Source organism: Streptomyces sp. NPDC006197, from assembly GCF_040613865.1.
In the GTDB taxonomy this organism is placed as follows: domain Bacteria; phylum Actinomycetota; class Actinomycetes; order Streptomycetales; family Streptomycetaceae; genus Streptomyces.
This window is the reverse complement of record NZ_JBEXSZ010000019.1, coordinates 25,219-49,741: the sequence shown is the minus strand read 5'-3', so window position 1 is coordinate 49,741 and position 24,523 is coordinate 25,219. Positions and strand designations below refer to the sequence as shown.

Here is a 24,523-nt window from a genome sequence, read left to right as displayed (position 1 = left end):
GACTCGTCAGTACTGCTGATGGGATCTCCGGCACGCGAAACGTGAACATCTCTCACTTCCTCGTGCCGGAGGTCTTCCTTGCTGCGAACGCGAACCACCCTCGCGGCGACCCTCGTCGTCGCCGCCCTGCTCGCCCCGACGGCCGCCCACGCGGAGCCGGCGGAGACCGGAGGGGACGCGATACCGGCCCTCACCGACGAGCACGGCCGCGCGCTCACCCTGCGCGGCTGGAACGTCGAGGACAAGGCCAACCGAGGCGACGCCGCCCTCTCCGCGATCACCGAGAAGCACTTCCGCGACCTGCGGTCCAAGGGCTTCAGCTTCGCCCGCCTGCTCGTCTTCTGGGACGACCTGGAGCCCCGCCCCGGCCGGTACAGCCAGACCTACCTGCGGAAGATCGAACGCATCCTGGACTGGGCCGAGAAGTACGACGTCAAGGTCCTCATCGACGCCCACCAGGACGTCTTCGGCCCTGCCTTCGGCCACCGGGGCGTGCCGGCCTGGGCGACCAGGACCGACGGGCTGCCCTTCACCCCGCACCCGGACGACTGGTTCTCCGAGTACTTCGAGCCCGCCGTCCAGCGGGCCTTCACCCACCTGTACGAGGACGAGGACCTGCGGCGCGCCCAGGCCCGCATGTGGCGAGTGCTCGCCGACCGCTTCGAGGACCACCCGGCCGTGCTCGGCTACGACCTCATCAACGAGCCGATGGGCGAGCTGCGGGAGGGCGAGGACCTGCCCACGGCGGCCCGGCGCATCGAACGGGACCAGCTCACCCCCATGTACAACCGCCTCGCGGACGCGGTCCGTTCGGCCGACCGGGACGCCTGGGTCTTCGTCGAGCCGACCCCGATCGTCGGCGAGGGCGTGCCCACCGGACTGGGCAGGATCGACGACCCGAAGACCGTCTACGCCCCGCACTTCTACAACACCGGCATGGAGGCCGGTACCGACTACGACCCCGCCGCCGGCTGGATCGAGAACTACGAGCAGGCCGTCACCCTGTACCCCAAGGAGTACAAGGTCCCCGTGGTGGTGGGGGAGTGGGGACCGCTCAACAACTCCCTGCCGAACATGAACCGCTTCTACCGCGAGGCCATGGCCTCCCTTGGACGCTACACCTCCGGCTGGGCGGGTTACGTGTGGTGCTACGGCGGCGGCTACTGCGCGGTGGACGGCTCCGGTGCCTTCCGTACGAACAAGGAGCTGACCGCCGAGCCGTACGCGGAGGCGGTCGCGGGCACGGTCCGCTCCGCCGCGTACAACTCCGGGGCCGGGGTCTACCGCCTGTCCTACGACGCGGCCGGCCGGCGCGGCCCCCGCGTCACCGAGCTCTCCCTCCCGCCCGGCGACTGGCGGATCACCGTCCGCGGCGCCGCGCTGGTGCTCCGCAAGGACCGCGGCAGGGCTTCGATCCTCGCGGCCCCCGGCGCCCGAGTGACGGTCACGGTCATTCGGGGCTGAGGGGCCCGGGACCGGGTCGGGGTCGGGGTCCCGGCCCCGGTGCGCGCCCCTCAGGCCTTTCGCTCCGGGCGGAGCAGGGTCGTGATGCGGGCTGCCGCCGCGGACAAGTGGCTGCGGGCCTCGGTGAGTTGGGACTCGGTCACGCCGTGGTCGCGGGCCGCGTCGCGGATCTCGTCGCGGAAGCGGTCGAGGAGGCGGTCGAGGTCGCGGGCCGGGTCGCCCGAGCTCGTCGTGTCCCGCGCCCACTCCGATGCCTCGTCGACCGGGACCTCGGTGAACGACGGCTCCGGCGACGCGGCCTTCGGGTGGGTCGTGCCCGCCACCAGGTCGCCGAGCTGGGCCGTGATGCCCGAGATCCCCTCCCAGACCCCCTTGGGCCAGTCGCCCCGTGCGAACCGGTCCTGGACCTCATCCTGCACCTGCTGGGCGATCCGCTGGAACTCCTTCGCCTGGCGCCGCGCCGACCGGGCCTCCTCGCGGGCCTCGCGGGCCTGCCGCTTCCACTCCTGCTTGAACCGGCGCATCTCCTCCTTGGCCTCGGCGAACGAGGGAGGATCCACCGTGCGGTTCTGCCCGGCGGCGGCACGCATCTCGCTGCGCACCCGGCCGGCCGCGCCCCGCACGTCGTCGCGGATCTCCGCCGCCAGCTCCGAGACCGACTCGCGGATCTCCCGCTCCAGGTCGTCCAGTTCGGCCCCGCGCCCGGCCAGCTCGGCGCGGCCTGCGTCGGTGATCGAGTAGACCTTGCGGCCCCCCTCGCTGGCGTGGGTCACGAGGCCCTCGGCCTCCAGCTTGGCGAGGCGCGGATAGACCGTGCCCGCCGAGGGGGCGTACAGCCCCTGGAAGCGCTCCTCCAGGAGCCGGATCACCTCGTACCCATGGCGGGGGGCCTCGTCGAGCAGCTTGAGGAGGTAGAGGCGGAGGCGTCCGTGGGCGAAGACGGGCGGCATGTCAGAGCACCTTTCCTGTCGCAGAGGGGGCGGACGAGGGGGCGGGGTCGCCGTCCTCCTCGGACTCGGGGCGGCGGAGCAGGGCGATGGAGCCGGAGACGGTGGTCGCCTTGAGCGTCCCCCGGCCCGAACCGAGGGTGCCGGTGATGGACTTGGCGCCCCACTGGCCTCCCACCCGCAGGTCCTCGAAGGCGTTCGACACGGCGCCGCTCGTGGTGCTCGCCTCGACCCGGGCGTCGGCCGGGTGCGGGAGCCGGATGGCGACCTCGCCGGAGACGCTGGTGAGCCGGATGTCGGCGGGCGGTCCGTCGAGCCGGGCCGGGTCGAGGTCGATGACCATGTCGCCGCTGACGGTGTCGGCCTTCACGGAGGAGCCCGAGCCCTCGATCACCGTCACGTCACCGGTCACGGAGTTGACGCGCAGCGCGCCGGTGACCGACTGGGCCTCCAGGTTCCCCGAGACGGTCTCGGCCCGGACCGGGCCCGAGAGTCCGAGGAGGGTGGTGTCGCCCGTGACGCCGCGCACCTCCGTACGCCCTCTGATCCCCGTGACGACCGCCTCGGCGCCGACCACGCCCACCTCGACGTCGACACCCGCGGGGACGGCGACGGAGACGACGGCCCGGCGCCGGTACTCCTTGCGCTCGAACCACTTGAGGATGCTCTTCCACTGCAGGTCCTCGTAGGTCACGGTCAGCGTGGAGCCGTCCTGCGTCACGATCAGGGGCGGCCCCTCGATCTCGGAGATCTCCACGCGGGCGGAACTCTCGTCCGTCCCCACCACGTTCACCGTGCCATTGACGATGCGGACCTGCAGCAGCGTCACGGGGTCGGCCGGAGCCAGCTTCGTCGGCTCGGTGACGGACCACTCTGTCATGGTGCTGACCTCCCGTATCGGCAACGCAACATATCGCGTCTCTCGAAAGACACGATATATCGCGGCCTTGCGAAGTCAACCCTGACTCATCCCTCACTCACCCCTGACAGGGGCGGGGTGATTGCCGTCATATATGGACAAATTGCCCTAGCGTGGGGCCATGAACGCGACACCCGGACCGCACTCCGCCGGAGCCCTGCTGCTCTGCCGCGGCGAGCCGCCGGAGGTCCGGCCGCCCGCCCGGCTCCTCCGGGAACAGCTGCTCCTCGCCCCCGCGGGCGCCGAGTGGACCGTGCTCGTACCGGAGGGGAAGCCCTGGCTGCACGGCGGGGAGTCCGTCGAGCAGGTCGTCACCGGCTGGGCCACCGCCCTCGCCGTCCCGGCCGGCGGCCGGCCCGTCGTCGCGCTCTGGTGGGACCGCGACCGCGCCGGCCTCACGCTCGCCGCCGGCTTCCGCCGCACGGTCGGCTACACCTGGCTCGCGGACGGCACCCCCGTCGGCGAGGACGAGGCCATGCGCACCTTCGCCGCCCGGCTCGCCCTCGATCCCGTCCTGGACGTGCAGGCCCTCGAACCGCTCACCGGGCCCGACCCGGACGCCGACGCCCACGCCCGTCTCGTCGGAGTCGTCGCCGTCCTCGCCCGCGCCGGACTCGCCCTGCCCGCCGGACTCGTCCCCGGCGAGAGCGCCGACCGGCTCCGCTCCGCCGCCCTCGACCAGGGCGCCGAGCAGCTCGAAGGGCACGGCTGGCGCGACGCCGTGCGGGCGGAGCTGGACGTGGTGGAGAGCGGTCCCGTCGGCCCGTACCTGCGCGGCCCCAAGGCGCGCGTACTGGGCGGGGTGCAGCTCCTCGCGGGGGTGCCGCTGCTGCTCTGGGGCGTGGGCCGGCGCAGCGGCGGCTGGGCGGCGGCCGGCGCGCTGCTCGTCGCGCACGGCGCGCTCGGGCTCGCCTACGACCGGCTGCGGGAGCGGTGACCGGGCCGCCGGTCCCGCCGCCGGGCGCGTCTTCTACTCGTCGTCGTCCTCGTCGTCGTCCAGGCGGGCCAGCCAGGTCGCGAGGCGCTCGACCGGCACCTCGAAGTCGGGGTTGAGGTCGACGAACGTCCGCAGCTGCTCGGCGAGCCACTCGAAGGTGACCTCCTCCTCGCCGCGCCGCTTCTCCAGTTCCTCGATGCCACGGTCGGTGAAGTACATGCGCTCAGGATAGGCCGTACCCCTCCCGTCCCCTGTCGCCCGTCAGTCCCACCGATTAGCCTTCTGGATCCAACATCGCTTCGGGGAGCGGGGGGCCGCTGTGGCACACGGGATCGCTCGGATTCGACTGGACGACGGCACGCCCGTGTGGGCGCGGGTCAGCGACGCGGAGGAGCTCGGGCGGGGCGGCGGCTTCCAGGACACCGGGGTCAGGGACCGGGTCGTCTCCATGGCCGGCGGGCTCACGGACGTGGTGCGCGGGGTCGTCGGCTCCCTGCGCGCCGGCCTCGACCCCCAGGGGCCGGTGGAGGTCGCCGTCAGCTTCGGCATCGAACTGTCGGCGCAGTCCGGCAAGGTGATCGGCGTCCTCGCGGACGGCGCGGGCAAGGCCTCCGTGAACGTCTCCCTCACCTGGACCGAACCGGGCCCGACGACCGGGCGTGCGGCGGAGACCGCGTCCGGCTCCGCCGAGCCGGAGACCGCGTCCGGCTCCGCCGAGCCGGTGGCCGCGCCCGGCTTCTCCGGGCCTGAGGCCGCGGAACAACGGCCGGGCGTCGTCCCGCAGCGGCGTCCGGCGGCCGATGGCACCGCATGAGCGCCTTCGACGCTCTCGTGCGCCCCGCACTCGTACGCATCGGCGCTCCCGACGGCGGGTATGACCCGCACGGCGACCAGTTCTGGGGCACCGGCTTCTTCATCGCCCCCGGCTGGGTGCTGACGTGCGCCCATGTCGTGGCCGAGGGGGGTGGCGAGGTGTGGAGGAAAGAGCCGGCCGTCGGCATCACCTGGCAGGACGGCAGGACCACGCGCCGGTCCATCGGCACGGTGGTGCTCGCCCTGCCCCGGCCCGAGGACCCCGACGTGCGCCCCGAGCCCTGGGGCTTCCCCGACGTCGCGCTCGTGCGCGTGCCCGGCACCGGCAAGGCCTCCTGCGTCCTGCTCTCCGAGCGGCCTCCGGCCCGGACCACCGAGGTCGGCCTGCACGGCTGGTCACGGGAGACCGGGGAGCTGGGCATCCGCCAGGTCCACGGCCGGCTCAGCGGCGTCGACGCCCGGGCCCTCGTGACGGAGGGGGTGCTGCCCGTCGAGGGCTGCTCCGGCGGCCCCGTCGTCGACGACCTCCAGGGCGCCGTGATCGGCTTCAACAAGGGACGCTGGTCCGACCAGGGGGCACTCGTCCCCCTCATCGCCCTGCGCCGCCTGCACGACGCCCCCGGGGGCCGGTTCTGGGCCGAGGCCCTGCGCGACCACGACCGTCATCACCTCGACCACTACCTCCGGTCGCTGGAGGACGGATCCGACTGGACGCGCGCGCAGAAACGGCTCGGCGGCCCGCACCCGTTGAGCCCGAACCTGCGCACCAGGCTGCGGGGACAGCTCGCCGCCCTGCCGCCGCCGATCAACCCCGGCGAGATCATGGACCTGGTCGACCAGGTCAAGGCCTGGATCAGGAACACCACGGCCCCGGACGCGTTCGAGGACGACCCGCGCACGTGGGGCGAGGGCGCGGCCCTGCTGTACGGGCTGCGGGCGCCCGACCGCAGTGATCCGGGCGACCCCGGCCTCGACGCCGTGCTCCTGTACGCGGCCCACGTCCTCCGGCGCGTCTCCGGGCGCCCCGGCGGTCTGGGCGACGAGGCCGCCTTCCGGGGCTGGCTCATCGACCGGGCCGCCGACGCGGGCCCGTTCCTCCGCCGTGAGATCGACGACCTGATCGGCTCCGGCACCGCCGACGTCCGCGAGCGCCGGGCACGCGCGGACGTGCTCCTGGAGATCGACACGCCCCGCTGGGACCGGCGCTACCCCTGGCGGGTGAAGCTGCTCCGCGACGGGCACATGGTCACCCCGCTCCACGGCGACGACCGCGGCGTCGAGCGGGCCGAGCTCAAGAAGACCCTGCGCGGGCCGCTCGCCGAGGCCCTCCGGCTCGGCGACAACGGGCCGTACCTGGCCTCCGTGGAGGCGGTGCTGCCGCGCGAGCTCTTCGACGAGCCGCTCGACACCTGGCGGCTCGAACCCCCGCAGGGCCCCGACGAGGCGTGCGGGTCCACCACCCTCGGGCAGCGCCGCATCGTGGTCATCAGGGACGCCCGGCGCCACGGCAGACCGCCGTCGCCCGAGTGGCGGGAGCGCTGGGCGGCCGGGGAACGCGGGCCGCTGCGCGCGGTCCCGCTGCGCGCCGAGGTGCCCGGCGCGGGCCCGGACGCCCACACTCCGCGCGTGCGCCGGGAGCCCTGGGCGAAGACGTACGACCGGCTCCGCGAGGCCCAGGGCGGCACCGTTCCCGTCTACTGCGGCCCGGTGGGCAGCGGCGACGGGCTCATGGCGATGAACGCGGCCCTGGCCGCCGGCCACCCGCTGGCCCTCTGGCGGACCGGCGCCCACGACCACACCGACTGCGCGGCCTTCCACGTGGAGGCGGACTGGATGCTCGCGGACGCGCGCACGGCCCAAGGGCTCGGCGAGTCCGTCCGCTCCCTGCGCGCCCTGGCGCCGGAGCGGGCCGACCTCGCCTGGGCCGAGACCATCGCCGTCCTGTACGACCCACCCGACCGCCCGCCGCCCGCCGGCCGCCTGGAGGCCCCGCCGCTGCTCGGCGAGGAGGACCCGTGAGTCCCGCGGGGCGCGCCCCCGGCCCCGGGCGTCCCGTGAGTCCGGCGACTCCCGGGCTCGTCCCGGACGACCGGTTTGGGGGTCGGCAGGGGTGGTCCCCGAGCAGTACGTTCGGAGGGCCCGGCCAGCACACCACAGCCAGAAGGAGTTCATGGTGAACGATTGGCGGATCTACCGTGGGGCCGGGCATCCGCACGACGAGATACGGCGCCTGCCCGCCCCACCGCCCTGGCGTGACTTCTCGACGGGCGGCGCCGACGATACCCTCGCCGGCTCCGACCGACGGCTCGGCGTCAAGCGCAGACTCGTCCAGAACCACCACCCCCGGCCCGCCGAGACCGACGCGGTCAACGCCGCCCTGTACCTGCGGCGCCCGCTCCTCGTCACCGGCAACCCCGGCACCGGCAAGTCCACCCTCGCGCACGCCGTCGCCCATGAGCTGCGCCTCGGCCGCGTGCTGCGCTGGCCCATCGTCAGCCGCTCCACCCTCCAGGACGGCCTCTACCGGTACGACGCCATCGGCCGCCTCCAGGACGTCCAACTGGAGCGCGCCCAGACGGGGGCGCCCGGCTCCGCGGCCGCCGCCCCGGCCGGCATCGGCTCGTACATCCGGCTCGGACCCCTCGGCACCGCGCTGCTCCCCTCCGAGCAGCCCCGGGTGCTGCTCATCGACGAGCTCGACAAGAGCGACCTCGACCTGCCCAACGACCTCCTGAACGCGCTGGAGGAGGGCGAGTTCGCCATCCCCGAGCTGGAGCGGCTCGCCGACCGGGAGCCCGTCGTCGAGGTGCTCAGCGACGACGGCCGCAAGGTGCCGGTGTACGGCGGCCGGATCCGCTGCACCACCTTCCCCTTCATCGTGCTCACCTCCAACGGCGAGCGGGACTTCCCCGCCGCCCTGTTGCGCCGCTGCATCCGCCTGGAGCTCGAACCGCCCGGCGAGGAGCAGCTCGGCGCGATGATCGAGGCCCACCTCGGGGCCGACGCCACCGCCGGCGACGGCGAACAGGGCCTCGTCCAGCGGTTCCTGAACCGCGAGCCGGGCGAGGTCATCGCCACCGACCAGCTGCTCAACGCGCTCTACCTCACCCAGCACGCCTCCCGCGCCGAGCGGGTGACCAGGGAACGCATCGCGGACATGCTCATGCAGCCGCTCGATCAGCCGAGGTGATGACCGGATGCGCCGGACGCGCCGGATGCCTCTGGAGGAGCTGACCCGCAGACTGCGGGCGGGCGGGGTGGACCCGTCCGCCGAGGCGGTCGCGGACGCGCTCTGGCTGTCCCAGTGGCTGCCGGAACCGGAGACCCCCGATCCGGAACCGTCGTCCCGTGCGGACGACGGGAGCACGGAGACCGCCCGGCCCACCGGCGAGGGGCGAGATCCGGCCAATCGAGAGGAGGCGTCCGAGCGCCCGCCCGCGCGCCCGCCCCAGCGCACCGGAAGCCACGAGTCCGTCGCCCTCCACATGCGCTCCGGAGCCGTCCCGGCGGACGGAGCGCACGGCGGCGCGGACAAAAGGACGCGCCGGGGTGCCGCCCTGCCCGTACGCGCGCCCGGCGCCAACGCCCTGCCCGGACTCCTCGGCCTGCAGAAGGCCCTGCGCCCGCTGCGGGGGTACGCACCCGCCCCGCCCCGCCCCGGCGAGGGCACCCTCGACGAGGAGGCCACCGCCGAACGCAGCGCCGCCGCGGGCATCCTGACGCCCGTCCTGCGCCCCGCCGCCGGCCGCCGCCCCGACATCCAGCTCCTCATGGACACCGGCCCCGCCATGGTCGTCTGGGACCGCATGGTCGAGGAGCTCCGCCAGGCCTGCCAGCAGTCCGGCGCCTTCCGCGACGTCCAGGTGCACCGCCTGTACGACACCGGCGAAGGCCCCCCGCTCGTCACCACCACCTCCGGCGCCGACGGCCGCCCCCGGCTCCGCCCCGTCGACCAGCTCCACGACCCCACCGGGCGCCGCTTCACCCTCGTCGTCAGCGACTGCGTCGGACCCCTCTGGCAGCGCGGCGCCGCCCAGCGCTTCCTGCGCCAGTGGCCCCGCCACTCCCCGCTCGCCCTCGTCCAGCCGCTGCCGCCGCGCCTCTGGCCGCGCACGGCGCTCCCCGCCGAACCGGGCGCCTTCCAGCGCTCCACGAGCCCCGGGGGCCCCGCCGCCTTCCGCTCCGACGACGAACCCTGGGCGGTTCCCGACCCGGCCAGGCAGGCCGTTCCCGTGCTCACCCCCACCCCCGAGGCCTTCGCCTCCTGGGCCCGGCTCCACACCGGCCACGGCGGCGACACCGTCCGCGGCTGGGCCGCCTGGCTCGCCCCCGAGCCGACGCGGCCGCCGGCGCCCCGGACGCCCCGCGTGCCGCGCGACGACGAGGAACTCCTGCGCGCCTTCCGGGCGGGCGCCTCCCCGGGGGCGCTCCGGCTCGCCGTCCATCTCGCGGCGGCCCCGCTCACCCTCCCCGTCATGCAGCTCGTCCAGCGCGCGATGCTGCCCGACACCGGGCCGATGGAGCTGGCCGAGGTCCTGCTCAGCGGACTCCTGCGGCGACTGCCCGGCCCCACCCCGTACCCCTGCTTCAGCTATCCGCCCGGCATACAGCAGCTCCTGCTCTCCTCGCTCGATCCCGGCGCCGCCGCTCTCGTCCTCAAACACTGCTCCGCCTACGTGGAGCGCAACTTCGGCCAGGGCACGCGGAACTTCCCGGCGCTCGCCGCCGCCCGACTCGCCGGCCACGGCCCTGCCGCCGACGGCGAGGGCGGTCCCGGCCCCGGCACGGCGCCCGACGACCCCGACGAACCCACCGGACGCGAGGGCGCCGAGGCGGAACTGTTCGCCCGCATCCCCGCGCGCGTGCTCCGCTTCTACCACCCCGACCTCGTCACCCCCGACCCCCTCACCGAAGCCCGCCGCCTCCTCGACCAGGGGCGTGCCCAGTCCGACCCCGCCCTCCTCTCCGCCGCCCGCGAGCGCGCCGAGGAGGCGCTCCCCACCGCGCCCGTCGAGGCCCGGGTCGTCCTCGGCCGCGTCATGCACGCGGAGGCGGGCACGGGGGCTGCCCGGCGTGCGGGACGCCGCGGCGAGCTCCTCGCCCGGGCCGCCGACATCCTCCTCCAGGCCGCGGAGCTGGCCCGGCCCGGAGACGACCACTGGGCCGAGGCCCGCCTCGAACGGGCCGTCGTCCATCACGCCCTGTGGCAGGAGACCGGGGACTCCCGGCAGCTCGACGCCGCCCTCGCCGCGCTCGCCGAGGACGCGGACCAGTGGCCCCCGGCCGCCCGGCCCACCCTGCACCTGCGCCGGGGGCGGCTGCTGCTGGCGCGCGGCGACGGCGCCGCGGCGGCCGAGGAGCTCACCGCGGCCCTCGCCCTCGGGGAGAGCGCCGCGGCCCTGCTCGACCTCGCCGACGCCCTGCACCTCGCCGAGGCCGGCCCCGACCGCATCGGCCCCGTCCTCGACCGCGCGGGAGCCCTCCTCGGCGAGGGCCGCCCGCTGAGGCTGCGTCACGCCGCCGCGCGTGCCCGGCTGTACGAGGCCGCCGGCGACGGACCGGCCGCCGACGCGGCCTACGAGCAGGCCACCCTGCTCACCCCCGCCGAGGGCGAACAGCGCGGCCGGCTCCTGCTCACCTGGGGCGAGTCCCTGCTGCGCCGCGCCGCCGCTGGCACCGGGACCCGGCCGGTCGACCGCGCGGAGTCCGTGCTGCGCGAGGCCCTCACCTGTCTCCCCGCCGGCGCCGCCGCCCGCGAGCGCGCCCGGATCCTCATCGGCAGCGTGCTCGCCCTGCGCTTCGACCGCGCGGGGTTCCTGCCGGACCTGTACGAGAGCCGCCACCTCCTCGACGAGGCCCTCCGCACCACCCGCGACCCGGCGACCCGGGCCGGGGTCTGGCTCCAGCTGGGCTGGGTGCAACTGCAGCTGAGCGAGGCCGCGCGGGACGGGCAGCTCGTCGGCGCCCTCACCGCCTTCCGGCGCGCCGCCGACGAGACCCGCGCCGCCCGCGGCGACACCCCCGGCACGATCACCCTGGCGCGGGCGCTCCACGCCCAGGGGGCGGTGCTGTACCTGATGGACCGCGTCGGCCACGCCGCGACCGTCCTGGAGGAGGCCGCCGAGCAGTGGCGGCGCCTTGACGGCGTGCTGGTGGCGGTGGACTGGGCGGACGTGGAGCGGACCAGGGCCCTGCTCGCCGAGGTCGGCGCCGACCCCCGCCCGCGGCCGGACCGCTTCTCCCGCGAGGAACGGCGCAGGATCGCGCCGCCCTGGTGGGCGTGGCACGAAGGGGAGGCGGAACGGCTTGATAACGGGGGCGCGCATGGGCGCAGTTGAGTCGAACGGGTTTCCGCCTCTGGGGCGTCGGGAAGAACCGCTCCGCCGCTACGACCGTGGGGGACAAGGGTCGGTGAGGAGGAGCCGAGGGTGTTGGAGCACACGAAGCGGGTCGCAGGCGTCGACCGGGGCGGCGAACGGCCATGGCGCTTCCCCGACCTCACCGGTGTGGACCTGCGGACCTTGCGCTTCATGGACGATCCCGAGCTGTCGGCCGCCGTGGAGCGGGTGCTCTGGCATCCGCAGGAGCTGGCCGATTCCTGGGCGGAGACCGCCGGGGACAGGGTGCACGGCTGACCTCCGGTGGAGGGGGCGCGCCGACCGGCCGTTTTCGGTCAGATGCGCACCGCCCGCCGCGGGCCCCTGGAGGCGGGAATGAGCATCGCGCCCCTGCCCGCGCCCGTCTTCGCCCGACTGGCCCGGCTCAGCCCCGCCCCGGACGGGCTCACGCTGCTGCGGTCCGCTCTGCACGCCCGGCGGCTGCTGCTCCTCAAAGCGCTCCTGGTGCGCGTCCACCGGCACCGGACGTCCGTCGAACCGGTCGCGCTCGACCGGTTCGAGCGCTCCTGGGAACTGCTCGAACGGGTCGAGCGGCGCCACCCCGCCGTGGTCCGGGACGTCCTCGACTACCCGACGACCGGGGCCTGGCTGGCCGGCGCGCTCGCCGAGCCCGCCGGACCGGTCTTCGACAGGCTGCTCGGCCACCTCGACAACCTCGCGATCACCGCCGCCCTGCGCGGCGGCGGCCCGCTCGACCTGACCGTGGAGACCCCGGACGGCCTGCTCTCGCTGCCCGGCGTGGGCCGGTTGAGGGTGGCCGCGGACCGCGTCCGGGTCAGCGCCGGCGGGCGGGCCGTACGGTTCCACCCGGACGGTGCCCGCCACGCCGCACCCGCCGTCCTGACCCTGACCGGCCGGCGCCGCGGTGTCCTCACGGGCCGCGGGCCCGGCTGGCGCGCGGTCCGCCCGCTGCCCCGCAGCGCCGCGCGCCTGGACGATCTCGATCCGTACCGGGTCCCGTCCGGCGCGGGCGGCGGCACGGTGGTCACCGCTGCCGACCCCGCCGACACCGATCACGCCGCCTGGTCCGCCACCTGGCGCGCCGCCCAGGACCTCCTCGGTCGTACGGACCCCGGGCGGGCGGCCGAGGTGGCCCGTGGCGTCCGCGTGGTCGTCCCGGTCGTTCCGCGCGGACCCCGGCACCTGGGCGTCACGCTGAGCGCCGCCCCCGGAGCCGTACTGACCTCGCTGCCCGCCGAGGGGCAGGGGATGGCCGAAACGCTCGTGCACGAGCTGCACCACAGCAAGCTGGCGACGCTCCATGAACTCGTGCCGCTGTACGGCCCCGGGCGGGACGCCGTGCACCAGGTCGGCTGGCGATCGGATCCGCGGCCCATCGCCGGTGTGCTGCACGGCGCCTACGCGCATCTGGCCCTGGCCGATCTGTGGCGGCGCGCGGTCACCGCCGAGGGGGTGCCGACAGCCTGGCGGACCGCTGCCGGGCAACAGTTCGACGACATCCACGATCAGGTGGGCGTGGCGCTGCGGATCCTGCTTGAATCCGATGAACTGACCGTGAAAGGAAGGGAGTTCGTGCAGCAAATGAGGCTGCATCACGCGAGCCTCGGCGCGACCCCCCTGGTCGCCGGGTAACACTGTGCCCACGGCATATAACACTGCGTTGCGCGGGAGCGGGACGGGAGACACGACAGATGGCGGAACAGCGATCGGGCGGTGCGGCGGATCACGGAGTCAGGAGCGCGCCGGAACACGTCCTCGTGGTCTTCCCCGGCTACAACCGCCCGTGGGCCACCTGGATCAACCAGCGGCTCGACGCGTACGGGGTCCGCGCGAGTCTCCAGCGCTGGGACCCGCCGCGCGAGGTGCCCCTGGAGGACTCGCTCGGCGACCTGCTGCTCGCGCGCGGCCAGGTGCTGCTCGTCCTGGACGACTGGTTCTTCCAACTCGGCCCGCGTGCGGCCGGCGAGTGGAACGACGTCCTGCGCGGCTTCGTCGCCGCCCATGCCGAGCGGTTCGCCGCGGTCAACCTCACCAACCGGACCCTGCTTCCGGCCACCGCCGTCCTCGAACCCGTCAGCCTGTGGGGCGTCGGCGAGGAGGAGGCCGAAGTCCGGCTGCTCAGCCGGCTCGGCGTCGAACCCCGCCGCGCCACCGGCCGTCGGCTGCCCGCCGGATCACTCGTCCGCTTCCCGGACACCCCGCCCGAGATCTGGGGCGAGATCCCGCGCCGCAACCCGCGCTTCACCGGCCGGGACGACCTGCTCACCGAGCTTCAGGAACGGCTCATGGACGCCGAGCGCGGCAACGCCGCGTGCACCCTGCTCGGCATGTCCGGCATCGGCAAGACCCAGATCGCCGCCGAGTACGCCCACCGCTTCAGCTCCGACTACGACGTCGTGTGGTGGGTCAGCTCCGACGACCGCAACGTGCAGCGCGACCGCTTCGGCGAGCTCGCCGCCGAACTCGGCCTCTCCACGGGCAACGAACCCGGCGAACGCATCCGCGCCGTCCGCGAGGCACTGCGCCGGGGCGACCCGCACTCCCGCTGGCTCATCGTCTTCGACGGCTGGGACGACACGGACGGCGCGAACGTCATGCTGCCGCACGGCCCCGGCCACGTCCTCGTCACCTCGCGCAACCGCGGCTGGGGCGACTACACCGACATCCTGGAGATCCCCGGCTTCGACCGCGCCGAGTCCACCGCCTATCTGATGCGGCGCGCCCCGCACATCACGGCGCCCGAGGCCGACGAGGTCGCCGCCGAGTTCGGAGACGTACCGCTGCCGCTGGTCCAGGCCGCGGCCTGGCTCGGCGAGTCCCGCATGGAGGTCTCCGAGTACCTGCACATGGTCCGCGACGGACGGATCTCCGCCGTCGAGCCGTCCGGCGACGGCTTCCCCCAGGCGTCCCTGACCTCCTGGTCGATACTGATCAACCGGCTCCGACGCGCCCAGCCGCAAGCCATCGACGTGCTCAGCCTGTGCGCCTCCTTCGCCCCCGGCCGCATCCCGCTCGGCCTCATCCGCGCCTATCCGCAGGCGGACCTCCCCGAGGACCTGCGCTGGATGGTCACCGATCTCGCCGCCTGGTCCCGGGCCCTGGACACCCTGGTCAACTACTCGGTGCTCACCCGCGAGACCCGGGGTCCCGTCAACAACGCCGAGGTGGGGCCGCACCAGGAGTCCGTGCACATGCACCGGCTCGTCCACGACATCGTCGCCCGGCTCACCGAGGGCGACCACCGCGCCGCCCACCGCCAGGCCGTCCGCACCCTGCTCGCCGAGGCCGACCCCGGCAACCCCATGGACAGCCGGCACTGGCCCCGCTACGCCGAACTCCTGCCCCACATGGAACCCTCCGGCGCGCTCCTCAGCCGCAACCCGCGCACCCAGACCGCCGTGCTCAACTGCCTGCGCTACTGCTTCCGCAGCGGCGAGTTCAAGGCCGGCATCCAGCTCGCCGAGAAGATCCGGGACAACTGGTCCACCTTCATGGACCCGCTGGACCAGCCCATGCTGGACCTGACCACCCAGCAGGGCAACATCCTGCGCTCCTTCGGCCGCTTCCGCGAGGCGTACGACCTCGACCTCGCCCAGCGGGAACTCCTCACCACCGCCCAGCCCCCCAACGAACTCGGCACCCTGCTCTCCAGCAGCGCCATCTCCAGCGACCTGCGCTTCCTCGGTCAGTACAAGGAGTCGGAGCGGCTCCAGCGCAGCGTCCTCGCCGACGCCGAACGCCTCCTCGGCAGCAGCGAGTTCTCCACCCTCGTCGCCCGCCACAACCTCGGCATCGCCCTGCGGCAGCTCGGCCGCTTCCAGGAGGCGTACGAGTCCGACGCCGAGACCCTCGCCCACAGCGAGCGGGTCCTCGGCAAACGCCACTCCCACACCCTCAACTCCAGCAACGCCCTCGCGCACGACCTGCGGCTGCTCGGCCAGTACCGCGAGGCTCTCGCCCGTCAGGAGGCCAACGTCCTGCGCCATGTGCAGGTGCTCGGCCCGCAGCACCTGCAGACCCTGTACGCCCGCACCCAGCTGGCCCTGTGCCGGCGCCGTGAGGGCGGCTTCCAGCAGGACCTCGGAGCCGCCATGGCCAGCCTGCTCGACCAGCTGGAGCAGGTGCACGGCCGCACCCACTACGTGACGCTCTCCTCCCTCAACAACTACGCCAACTACCTCCGCGAACACGGCGACCTCGACCAGGCCCGCGAGCTCAGCCACGAGGCCGAGGCCGGCTACCGCGCCCTCCTCGGCCCCGCTCACCCGGTCGCCACCGGTGTCCTCGCCAACACCGCCCTCGTCCTCCAGGCGTCCGGCGAACGCGCGGACGCCCTGGCCATCCTGGAGGCCGCGCTCGCCGGACTGACCTCCTCGCTCGGCCCCGACCACCCCTGGGTGCTCGGCTGCGCCCTCAACGCCTCCGCCGCCCGCAACTTCAACGGCCGGGTGACCGACGCCGCCGAGCTCAGCCGGGACACCCTGCGCCGGGCCCGGCACACCCTCGGCAACGAGCACCCGCTCACCCTGTCGTGCCAGGTGGCCCTCGCCACCGATCTGCGCGGGCTCAGGGAGACCGAGGAGGCCGGGAAGCTGGAGGAGGACGCGCTGCTCACCCTCACCCGCACGCTGGGCGCCCAGCACCCGCACACCCTGTCGGCACGTCAGCGCAACCGGCCGTACTGGGACTTCGAGGCCAACCTGGGCTGAGCCCCGTACGGCCGGCGGACCCTGTGCAGCCGGCGGAAACGCCGGAGGCCCGGCACCCCGAGTGGGGTGCCGGGCCTCCGTACGTGCTCCGGTCCGTCAGGCGTCGAAGACCTCGTTGACCAGCTGCTGCTGCTCCGCCTGGTGGCGCTTGGCCGAGCCGACCGCCGGGGAGGAGGAGTGGGGACGCGAGATCCGGCGCAGGCGCTCGCCCGCCGGGATGTCCGCGCCGACCGCCAGGTCGAGGTGGTCGATCAGGTTGAGCGCGATGAACGGCCAGGCACCCTGGTTCGCCGGCTCCTCCTGGGCCCAGATGTACTTCGCCGCGTTCGGGTACTTGGCGATCTCGGCCTGCAGCTCGGCACCCGGCAGCGGGTACAGGCGCTCCAGACGGATGATCGCGGTCTCCGTGTCGCCGCGCTTCTGGCGCTCGGCCTCCAGGTCGTAGTAGACCTTGCCGGCGCAGAAGACGACCTTGCGGACGTCGGCCGGGTTCACGGTCGAGTCGCCGATCACCGGGCGGAAGCCGCCGGTGGTGAACTCCTCCACCTTGGACGCCGCGGCCTTCAGTCGCAGCATCGACTTCGGGGTGAAGACGATGAGCGGCTTGTGGTGCGGGTTGTGCACCTGCCAGCGCAGGAGGTGGAAGTAGTTCGACGGCAGCGTCGGCATGGCGACCGTCATGTTGTCCTGGGCGCACATCTGGAGGAAGCGCTCCGGGCGCGCGGACGAGTGGTCCGGGCCCTGGCCCTCGTAGCCGTGCGGCAGGAGCAGCGTGACGCCGGAGGTCTGGCCCCACTTCTGCTCGGCCGAGGAGATGAACTCGTCGACGACGGTCTGCGCGCCGTTGACGAAGTCACCGAACTGGGCCTCCCAGATGACCAGGGAGTCCGGGCGGGCCAGCGAGTAGCCGTACTCGAAGCCCATCGCCGCGTACTCGCTGAGCAGCGAGTCGTAGACGTTGTAGTGGGCCTGGTCCTCGGTCAGGTAGAGCAGCGGGGTGTAGTCCTCGCCGGTCTCCTGGTCGACCAGGACCGCGTGGCGCTGGCCGAAGGTGCCGCGGCGGGAGTCCTGGCCCGAGAGGCGGACCGGGGTGCCCTCCATCAGCAGGGAGCCGATGGCGAGGGTCTCGCCGAAGCCCCAGTCGATGGTGCCGTCGTCGATGGAGGCGGCGCGGCGCTGCATCTGCGGGAGCAGACGCGGGTGGACCGTGATCCGCTCCGGGATGTTGACCTGCGACTCGGCGATCCGCTTCACGACCTCCTGGGAGACCGCGGTGGTGACGGCGACCGGGAACTCGGCCTGCGCGTCCGGCACGGTGGCCGACGCCGGGGCGGCGGTGGCCTCGCGGACCTCCGCGAACACCTTCTCCAGCTGGCCCTGGAAGTCCTGGAGCGCCTGCTCCGCCTCTTCGAGGGTGATGTCGCCGCGACCGATGAGCGACTCGGTGTACAGCTTGCGCACCGAACGCTTCTTGTCGATCAGGTTGTACATCTGCGGGTTGGTGAACTGCGGGTTGTCGCCCTCGTTGTGACCGCGGCGGCGGTAGCAGATGAGGTCGATCACGACGTCCTTGTTGAACGTCTGGCGGAACTCGAAGGCGAGCCGCGCGACGCGGACCACGGCCTCCGGGTCGTCGCCGTTCACGTGGAAGATCGGCGCCTCGATCATGCGGGCCACGTCGGTCGCGTACATCGAGGAACGCGAGGACTCCGGGGCGGCGGTGAAGCCGACCTGGTTGTTGATGACGATGTGGACCGTGCCGCCGGTGCGGTAGCCCCGCAGCTGCGACATGTTCAGCGTCTCGGCGACGACGCCCTGGCCGGCGAAGGCCGCGTCGCCGTGGAGGGCGACGGGCAGGACGGTGAAGTCCGTGCCGCCCTTGTTGATGACGTCCTGCTTGGCGCGGACGACACCCTCCAGGACCGGGTCGACCGCCTCCAGGTGCGAGGGGTTGGCGGTGAGCGAGACCTTGATCTGCTCGCCGTCCAGGCCGGTGAAGGTGCCCTCGGCGCCCAGGTGGTACTTCACGTCGCCGGAGCCGTGCATCGACTTCGGGTCGAGGTTGCCCTCGAACTCGCGGAAGATCTGCGCGTACGACTTGCCGACGATGTTCGCCAGGACGTTCAGCCGGCCGCGGTGGGCCATGCCGATGACGACCTCGTCGAGGCGCGACTCGGCGGCCGAGTCGATGACCGCGTCGAGCAGCGGGATGACGGACTCGCCGCCCTCCAGGGAGAAGCGCTTCTGGCCGACGTACTTCGTCTGCAGGAAGGTCTCGAAGGCCTCCGCCGCGTTCAGCCGGCGCAGGATCCGCAGCTGCTCCTCGCGCTCCACGCGGGAGTGCGGGCGCTCGACGCGGTCCTGGATCCACTTGCGCTGCTTCGGGTCCTGGATGTGCATGAACTCGACGCCGGTGGTGCGGCAGTACGAGTCGCGGAGCACGCCGAGGATGTCGCGGAGCTTCATCATCGACTTGCCGGCGAAGCCGCCGACCGCGAACTCCCGCTCCAGGTCCCACAGGGTGAGGCCGTGCTCGGTGATGTCCAGGTCGGGGTGCTTGCGCTGCTTGTACTCCAGTGGGTCGGTGTCGGCCATGACGTGGCCGCGGACCCGGTAGGAGTGGATGAGCTCGAAGACGCGCGCGGCCTTGGTGACGTCGTCGTCGTGCGAGGCGTCGATGTCCTTGAGCCAGCGGACCGGCTCGTAGGGGATGCGCAGGGCCTTGAAGATCTCGTCGTAGAACCCCTCCTCGCCGAGGAGGTAGTTGGCGACGACGCGCAGGAACTCGCCGGAGGCGGCGCCCTGGATGACGCGGTGGTCGTACGTCGAGGTCAGGGTCATGACCTTCGAGATGCCCAGCTTGTTCAGGGTGTCCTGGGAGGTGCCCTGGAACTCGGCCGGGTAGTCCATCGAGCCGACGCCCATGATGACGGACTGACCGGGCATCAGACGCGGCACGGAGTGGACGGTGCCGAGGCCGCCGGGGTTGGTCAGGGAGACCGTGACGCCGGAGAAGTCCTCCATCGTCAGCTTGCCCACGCGGGCGCGCTTGACGATGTCCTCGTACGCCTGCCAGAACTCGAAGAAGTTGAGCGTCTCGGCCTTCTTGATGCCCGCGACGACGAGCTGGCGGTCGCCGTTGGGCTTCACCAGGTCGATCGCGAGGCCGAAGTTCACGTGCTCCGGCTTGACCAGGGTCGGCTTGCCGTCCTTCTCCGCGAAGGAGTAGTTCATCGACGGCATGGCCTTGATCGCCTGCACCATCGCGTAGCCGATGAGGTGCGTGAAGGAGATCTTCCCGCCCCGGGCGCGCTTCAGGTGGTTGTTGATCACGATCCGGTTGTCGAAGAGCAGCTTCACCGGGACGGCGCGGACGGACGTGGCCGTCGGCACCTCCAGGGAGGCGTTCATGTTCTTCGCGACCGCGGCGGCGGGGCCGCGCAGCGTGATCAGCTCCGGGCCGGCGGGGGCCTCGGCGGCCGGGGAGGCCGCGGGCTTCGCCGGAGCCGGGGCCGGAGCGGCCTTCACGGCGGCCGGGGCGGCCACCGCGGGCTTCGCCGGAGCGGGAGCCGGGGCCGGGGCCGCGGCCGGGGCGGGCGCGGGGGCCGGGACGGCCGCCGGAGCCGAAGGCGCGGCCTGTGCGGGGCCCGCCTGCGGCGCGGCGGGCGCGCTCTGAGTGGTGGTGGGGGCCGGGGCGGCCGGGGTGTCCGACGCTCCGGGCTTGTAGTCGGCGAAGAAGTCCCACCAGGCACGATCGACCGAATTCGGGTCCTGGAGGTACTGCTGGTAGATCTCGTCGACGAGCCACTCATTGGCACCGAAGGCGGCTGCAGGGTTCTGGCCCTGCCCGTCTTGGTCGGTCGGGGAGCTCGGGGTACTGGGGGACTGAGACGACACGGCGGCAACCGCCCTCTTCCGCTTCACAAGGTGATGGACAGCGGAAATAAAGGCTACGCCTGTCCGGCCGGGAGGTGCAGGCCGGGCAGTCCAACGTCGTGCAAGTCACACTTGACGAGGTGTTTCGACGCTGTGAATGGCGGGAAACAACCGTGGTTCACCATGTGTGAGGGTACGGAAAAGCGCGAGCACGGCCCGGTTCGGCCGCACCCCTGATCACGTCCCGCTCACGTAGACGCAGGTCTCGCTCACGGAAGCGCACTCCCGCTCACGTTGACGCAGGTCCTGCTCACGTACACGCAGAACGTGCGCTTCCGGTTCGAACCCTACGTCAATCTCTGGGGGGAAGGCTGCCCGGAAGAGTGACTCTGATGCGGCATCCACGTGACGATTCGGCCACTCCGATCCCGCCGCCGTGCAGATCCACCGCCCAGCGGGCGATCGCGAGCCCGAGGCCCGTGCCGCCGTCGCTGCCCGGCCCCTGCCGGTCCTTGGCCGAGCCCCGGTTGAACCGCTCGAAGACCTTGTGCCGCTCCGACTCCGGGATGCCGGGACCCTCGTCCTCGACCTCCAGCTCCAGCGAGTCCGGGTACGGGCCGCGCCGGGCCCGGACCGTGACCCGGCCGTGCGGCGGGGAGTGCTTCACCGCGTTGTCGATCAGGTTCGCCATCACCTGGTGCAGCCGCTCCGCGTCCGCGTGCGCGACCAGCTCGGGCGGCGAGACGTCCAGATGCAGGTGCACGTCCGTACGGCGGTGCAGTCCCGAGGTGGACGACAGGCCGCGCTGGGACGCCGCCAGGTTCGCCTCCCGCAGGACGCCCGACAGATACGGCCAGACCTCGAAACGGCTCGCCCGGAGCGCGACGACACCGTTGTCAAGACGTGACAGATCGAGCAGGGTCTCCACGAGGCGTCCGAGCCGCTCCGTCTGCTTCAGGGCCGACCGCATGGTCTCGGGATCGGCCTCGGACACCCCGTCCACGACGTTCTCCAGGACGGCCCGCAGCGCGGCGATCGGCGTGCGCAGCTCGTGCGAGACATTGGCCACCAGCTCCTTGCGGTGCCGGTCGACGGCCTCCAGGTCGTCCGCCATGCGGTTGATCGTCGAGGCGAGGTCGCCCAGCTCGTCCCGCCGGTCCGCGCCCCGCACCCGGCGGCTGAAGTCCCCGCGCGAGATCGATCCCGCCACCGTGTTCATCTCGTCCAGCGGCGCCGTCAGGGACTGCGCCACGAACTGGGTGATCAGCAGGGTTGCGATCATCGCGAAGATCGTGATGTACCGGAACTCGGTGGAGGTGCGGATCGCCACCAGGGCCAGGCAGGAGGTCAGCAGGACCGCCCCGACGACCAGGGCGCCCAGCTTGGTCTTGATCGAGATCACGATCCGGCGGGGCCGGCGCGGCCCCTGTCCCGTGTGCGGCCTCCCGGGCCCCGGCCGGCTCACGGCGCCGGGGTCTCCAGCGCGTAGCCGACGCCGTGGACCGTACGGATCCGCTCGGCCCCGATCTTCCGGCGCAGCGCCTTGATGTGGCTGTCCACGGTCCGGGTGCCCGAGGCGTCCGCCCAGTCCCACACCTCGGCGAGCAGCTGCTCGCGGGAGAGGACCGCCCGGGGGGTGCTCGCCAGGCAGACCAGCAGGTCGAACTCGGTCGGGGTCAGGTGCACGTCCTCCGCGCGGACCCGGACCCGGCGCTGCGCGTGGTCGATCTCCAGCTCGCCCAGGCGCAGGATCCCGCTGCGCGGGGTGACCGCCGCGAGCGCGGCCCGCTCCACGCGGCGCAGCAGCACGTGCACCCGGGCGGCCAGCTCGCGCATCGAGAACGGCTTGGTCATGTAGTCGTCCGCGCCGACGCCGAGGCCGACCAGCATGTCGGTCTCGTCGTCGCGGGCGGTCAGCATGAGGACCGGGACGGGGCGCTGGGCCTGGACCCTGCGGCACACCTCCAGGCCGTCGAAGCCGGGCAGCATCACGTCCAGGACCATCAGGTCGGGCTGCCAGGCCTCGGCCGCGTCGACGGCCGCGGGGCCGTCGGTCGCGGTCTGCACCAGGAAGCCCTCGGCGCGCAGCCGCGCGGAGATCGCCTCCACGATCGTGGCGTCGTCCTCGACCACCAGGACGCGCCGCTGGGCCCCCGGAGTGGCCGCCGCACCGTGGTGAGTGGTGTGTGTCTGCTCCATTGCCCCGCCTCGCGTCGCCGATGTCGGTGCAGCAGCCTAGAGGTACCGGCGGTGTCCCGGCTATCCAGGAGCTATCCGGGACGGACCGCGAGGTGGACCACGTCGGGGACGCCCCGGGCAACGGGGATCTCTTCCGTCCGTACCCCGCTGAATCCGGCATTCCGCAACGACTCTTCGAAATCGGCGGACGGCTGCGCGGACCACACGGCGAGGATCCCGCCGGGGTTCAGGCGGGCCGCGCAGGTCGCCAATCCCTCGGCCGAGTACAGGGATTCGTTGTCCTCGGTGACCGTCCAGTCGGGGCCGTTGTCGATGTCGAGACAGAGGGCGTCGTAGGTGTCGGTGGTGGTGCGGAGGTGGGCCACGAGGTCCGTGTGCAGGATCACGGTCCGCGGATCGGCGAGCGCGGCCCCCGAGATCGCCGCGAGCGGTCCCTGCCGGTGCCAGTCGATGATCGCCTCCTCACGCTCGGCGACCGTGATCCGGCCCCAGCGGGGGTCGGCGGCGGCGTGGGCCAGGGAGAAGCCGACGCCGAGGCCGCCGACGAGGACGGAGGCGCCGGTACGGGACTCCTCGGGGAGGGCGTCGAGGGCCGCGTCGATCAGGAGCCGCTCGGAGCGCCCGTCGGAGGTGTCCATCAGGAAGGTGCCGTTGGCGATGATCTCGTAGTGCTCGGCGTGGCGGCGGAGCACCACTTCTCCGTACGGCCCTTCACGTCGGTCGAGGGTGACGGGGCTGGTCATGATCACTCCGTTGTCTCGTGTGCGTCCGGTTCGTCCGGCCATCCTCGCGGGGCGCCGACGGCCGGGACAAACGCATAACGAGCCGCACGCGCGGCCGGGACGAATAGGTGACGGGCCGTCACCCGCGGCCGGTCCGCCCGCGGACCCGCTCAGGGGTTCGTCGGCGGTCCGCCCTCCGGCAGGGCGGCGAAGACCCGCTGGAGAGCGGGCGAGCGCTCGCCGTCGTCCGCGACGACCAGACGGTGGCGGTACGTCACGTAGTACTGGAAGCCGTCCGGGATCGGCCTGCCCGTCGGGCGCTCCGGGACCAGGGCGAACGCCGGGTCCTCCAGGGCCGCCCGGAGCTCGGCGGCCTCGGCGGGGGTCTGTCTGCCGGTCCGGGGCGGCTTGGTGCCGGAGCGGCTGGTCCAGCTGCCGTCGTAGTGGACGACGAGCCGGTTGCGGACGCCCGCCAGGCCGCCGTTGACGACCACCTCGACGAGGACCTCGCCCGGCTGGGGGTCCGCCGCCGGGGTGCCGGGGTCCGTCGTGGGGCTCGGCAGGGCCGATGCGCTCACGCTCGACGGTCCGCCGGGCGCGGGCGGCGTCCCGGGGCCGCAGCCGCTCGCGCCGCCGACCAGGGCTCCCGCCAGCAGCAGGGTCCCGCACCACGTTCCCGTACCCCGTACGCCTCGCACCATGGAACGAGCATGCCCGCTCCGGGGCCCCGCGCGCAGCCGGACGCGGCGGGGAGCGTCGTGGAACACCAGGGGCACCGGGGAGTGTCAGGAGTCCCGGGGGACGTCAGGGGGCGTCGGGAGCCTCAGGGGTCCGTCCGGACGATCCCGGTGAGCGGCCCCCGGTGGCGCCAGCCCAGCGAGTCGTAGAGCGCGAGGCCGTCCGTGGTCGCGGCGAGCACCCCGGTCTCGGCGCCGGCCTGGGCGGCGGCGGCCTCCAGGGTGCGCATGACGTTCGAGCCCAGGCCCCGGCGCCGGTGCGCGGGGTCGGTCTCGATCTGGTCGGCGACGGCGGTGGAGCCGGTCGGGGCGATCTGGCCGCGGGCGGCGAGGGTGCCGTCCGGGGCGAGGATCCGGACCCGGATGACGCCGTCCTCGACCTCGGTGGTCCGGGCGTACCCCTCGGGGGGCGCGGGGCGGACGCCCGGGTCCAGCGGCTTGACCATCATGAAGCCCGGATCGTCGGGGACGGTCCACCCCTCGGTGATCCACGGCGCCACCTCCTCCGGCCCCGCCATCACCTTGAGCCAGCTGTACGGCGTGGTCAGCCGGGCGCAGAGCGCGCCGACGGAGGCCGCGTCGGGGGCGGGCAGGACGTGCCGTACGACGTGCCGGGGCAGCCCGACGTCGATCCGGTAGCCCCAGGGCTCGGCGACGGCGGACGGGGTGCCCCGCGAGACGGTCCAGCCCGCCACCCAGGCGGAAGTAATAGCTGCCATATCCATGCAGGCATTACATCCGCCCCGCGCGGGCGCGTGTGGGGGTGATCGCTCAGAGCGAACGGACGTCCGGGAACATCCCGAGGCTCACAAGCATTGAGTGCACATAGCTCAACTTGACT

At 73.4% G+C, this 24,523-nt stretch carries 18 protein-coding genes; 9 read left to right on the top strand and 9 right to left on the bottom strand.

The features are described from left to right. Nucleotides 1-78: 78 nt before the first annotated feature. Nucleotides 79-1,464 carry a cellulase family glycosylhydrolase gene (locus ABZ318_RS08810; protein ID WP_356901769.1) on the top strand — a complete coding sequence of 462 codons (1,386 nt, stop codon included), beginning with the start codon at nucleotides 79-81 and terminating at the stop codon, nucleotides 1,462-1,464. Between the two features lie 50 nt (nucleotides 1,465-1,514). Here ABZ318_RS08810 and ABZ318_RS08805 read toward each other — a convergent pair whose 3' ends face one another. Next, nucleotides 1,515-2,414 (bottom strand): PadR family transcriptional regulator, encoded by a 900-nt coding sequence (locus ABZ318_RS08805; RefSeq protein WP_356901768.1) that lies wholly within the window; start codon nucleotides 2,412-2,414, stop codon nucleotides 1,515-1,517. Between the two features lies 1 nt (nucleotide 2,415). Further along, entirely contained in the window at nucleotides 2,416-3,291 is an 876-nt protein-coding gene (locus ABZ318_RS08800; RefSeq protein ID WP_356901767.1) for a DUF4097 family beta strand repeat-containing protein, read from the bottom strand. A 160-nt stretch (nucleotides 3,292-3,451) separates the two neighbouring features. Between ABZ318_RS08800 and ABZ318_RS08795 the strand changes: the two genes are divergently transcribed. Continuing rightward, nucleotides 3,452-4,267, top strand: coding sequence for a hypothetical protein (locus tag ABZ318_RS08795; RefSeq protein ID WP_356901766.1), 816 nt, complete (start codon nucleotides 3,452-3,454; stop codon nucleotides 4,265-4,267). Between the two features lie 33 nt (nucleotides 4,268-4,300). Here the strand turns inward: ABZ318_RS08795 and ABZ318_RS08790 are convergent, their stop codons facing one another. Next, nucleotides 4,301-4,486, bottom strand: coding sequence for a DUF6104 family protein (locus ABZ318_RS08790; RefSeq protein ID WP_024761804.1), 186 nt, complete (start codon nucleotides 4,484-4,486; stop codon nucleotides 4,301-4,303). 100 nt (nucleotides 4,487-4,586) lie between these two features. Here ABZ318_RS08790 and ABZ318_RS08785 point away from each other — a divergent pair, with 100 nt between their 5' ends. The 7 genes from ABZ318_RS08785 to fxsT all read left to right on the top strand — a co-directional run bounded on the left by ABZ318_RS08785 (nucleotide 4,587) and on the right by fxsT (nucleotide 16,148). Next, nucleotides 4,587-5,081, top strand: a complete 495-nt coding sequence (locus tag ABZ318_RS08785; RefSeq protein ID WP_356901765.1) for a CU044_2847 family protein — start codon at nucleotides 4,587-4,589, stop codon at nucleotides 5,079-5,081. Beyond that, nucleotides 5,078-7,099 carry a trypsin-like peptidase domain-containing protein gene (locus ABZ318_RS08780; RefSeq protein ID WP_356901764.1) on the top strand — a complete coding sequence of 674 codons (2,022 nt, stop codon included), beginning with the start codon at nucleotides 5,078-5,080 and terminating at the stop codon, nucleotides 7,097-7,099. Before ABZ318_RS08785 ends, ABZ318_RS08780 begins: the two co-directional genes overlap by 4 nt. 154 nt (nucleotides 7,100-7,253) lie before the next feature. Continuing rightward, a complete protein-coding gene (locus tag ABZ318_RS08775) occupies nucleotides 7,254-8,270 on the top strand; it encodes a MoxR family ATPase (protein WP_356901796.1) in 1,017 nt (338 codons plus the stop codon). 7 nt (nucleotides 8,271-8,277) lie between these two features. After that, a complete protein-coding gene (locus ABZ318_RS08770) occupies nucleotides 8,278-11,418 on the top strand; it encodes an SAV_2336 N-terminal domain-related protein (protein WP_356901763.1) in 3,141 nt (1,046 codons plus the stop codon). A gap of 90 nt (nucleotides 11,419-11,508) precedes the next feature. Next, entirely contained in the window at nucleotides 11,509-11,715 is a 207-nt protein-coding gene (locus ABZ318_RS08765; RefSeq protein WP_356901762.1) for a hypothetical protein, read from the top strand. 78 nt (nucleotides 11,716-11,793) lie between these two features. Next, nucleotides 11,794-13,071 carry an HEXXH motif-containing putative peptide modification protein gene (locus tag ABZ318_RS08760; protein WP_356901761.1) on the top strand — a complete coding sequence of 426 codons (1,278 nt, stop codon included), beginning with the start codon at nucleotides 11,794-11,796 and terminating at the stop codon, nucleotides 13,069-13,071. Between the two features lie 59 nt (nucleotides 13,072-13,130). After that, on the top strand, nucleotides 13,131-16,148 hold the full coding sequence (gene fxsT, locus ABZ318_RS08755) for an FxSxx-COOH system tetratricopeptide repeat protein (protein ID WP_356901760.1): 3,018 nt from the start codon (nucleotides 13,131-13,133) through the stop codon (nucleotides 16,146-16,148). Between the two features lie 96 nt (nucleotides 16,149-16,244). On the opposite strand, the gene ABZ318_RS08750 is transcribed toward fxsT, so the two are convergent. The 6 genes from ABZ318_RS08750 to ABZ318_RS08725 form a co-directional block, all read right to left on the bottom strand. Beyond that, nucleotides 16,245-20,045 carry a multifunctional oxoglutarate decarboxylase/oxoglutarate dehydrogenase thiamine pyrophosphate-binding subunit/dihydrolipoyllysine-residue succinyltransferase subunit gene (locus ABZ318_RS08750; protein WP_356901759.1) on the bottom strand — a complete coding sequence of 1,267 codons (3,801 nt, stop codon included), beginning with the start codon at nucleotides 20,043-20,045 and terminating at the stop codon, nucleotides 16,245-16,247. Between the two features lie 331 nt (nucleotides 20,046-20,376). Further along, complete coding sequence (locus tag ABZ318_RS08745) at nucleotides 20,377-21,429, bottom strand: HAMP domain-containing sensor histidine kinase (RefSeq protein WP_030688811.1); 1,053 nt, start codon at nucleotides 21,427-21,429, stop codon at nucleotides 20,377-20,379. 56 nt (nucleotides 21,430-21,485) lie between these two features. After that, a complete protein-coding gene (locus ABZ318_RS08740; RefSeq protein WP_030688813.1) occupies nucleotides 21,486-22,223 on the bottom strand; it encodes a response regulator transcription factor in 738 nt (245 codons plus the stop codon). Between the two features lie 71 nt (nucleotides 22,224-22,294). Next, on the bottom strand, nucleotides 22,295-22,966 hold the full coding sequence (locus ABZ318_RS08735) for a spermidine synthase (RefSeq protein WP_356901758.1): 672 nt from the start codon (nucleotides 22,964-22,966) through the stop codon (nucleotides 22,295-22,297). Nucleotides 22,967-23,115: 149 nt separating this feature from the next. Next, nucleotides 23,116-23,646, bottom strand: coding sequence for a hypothetical protein (locus ABZ318_RS08730; RefSeq protein WP_356901757.1), 531 nt, complete (start codon nucleotides 23,644-23,646; stop codon nucleotides 23,116-23,118). Nucleotides 23,647-23,768: 122 nt separating this feature from the next. Next, complete coding sequence (locus tag ABZ318_RS08725; protein ID WP_356901756.1) at nucleotides 23,769-24,407, bottom strand: GNAT family N-acetyltransferase; 639 nt, start codon at nucleotides 24,405-24,407, stop codon at nucleotides 23,769-23,771. Between the last annotated feature and the right edge of the window lie 116 nt (nucleotides 24,408-24,523).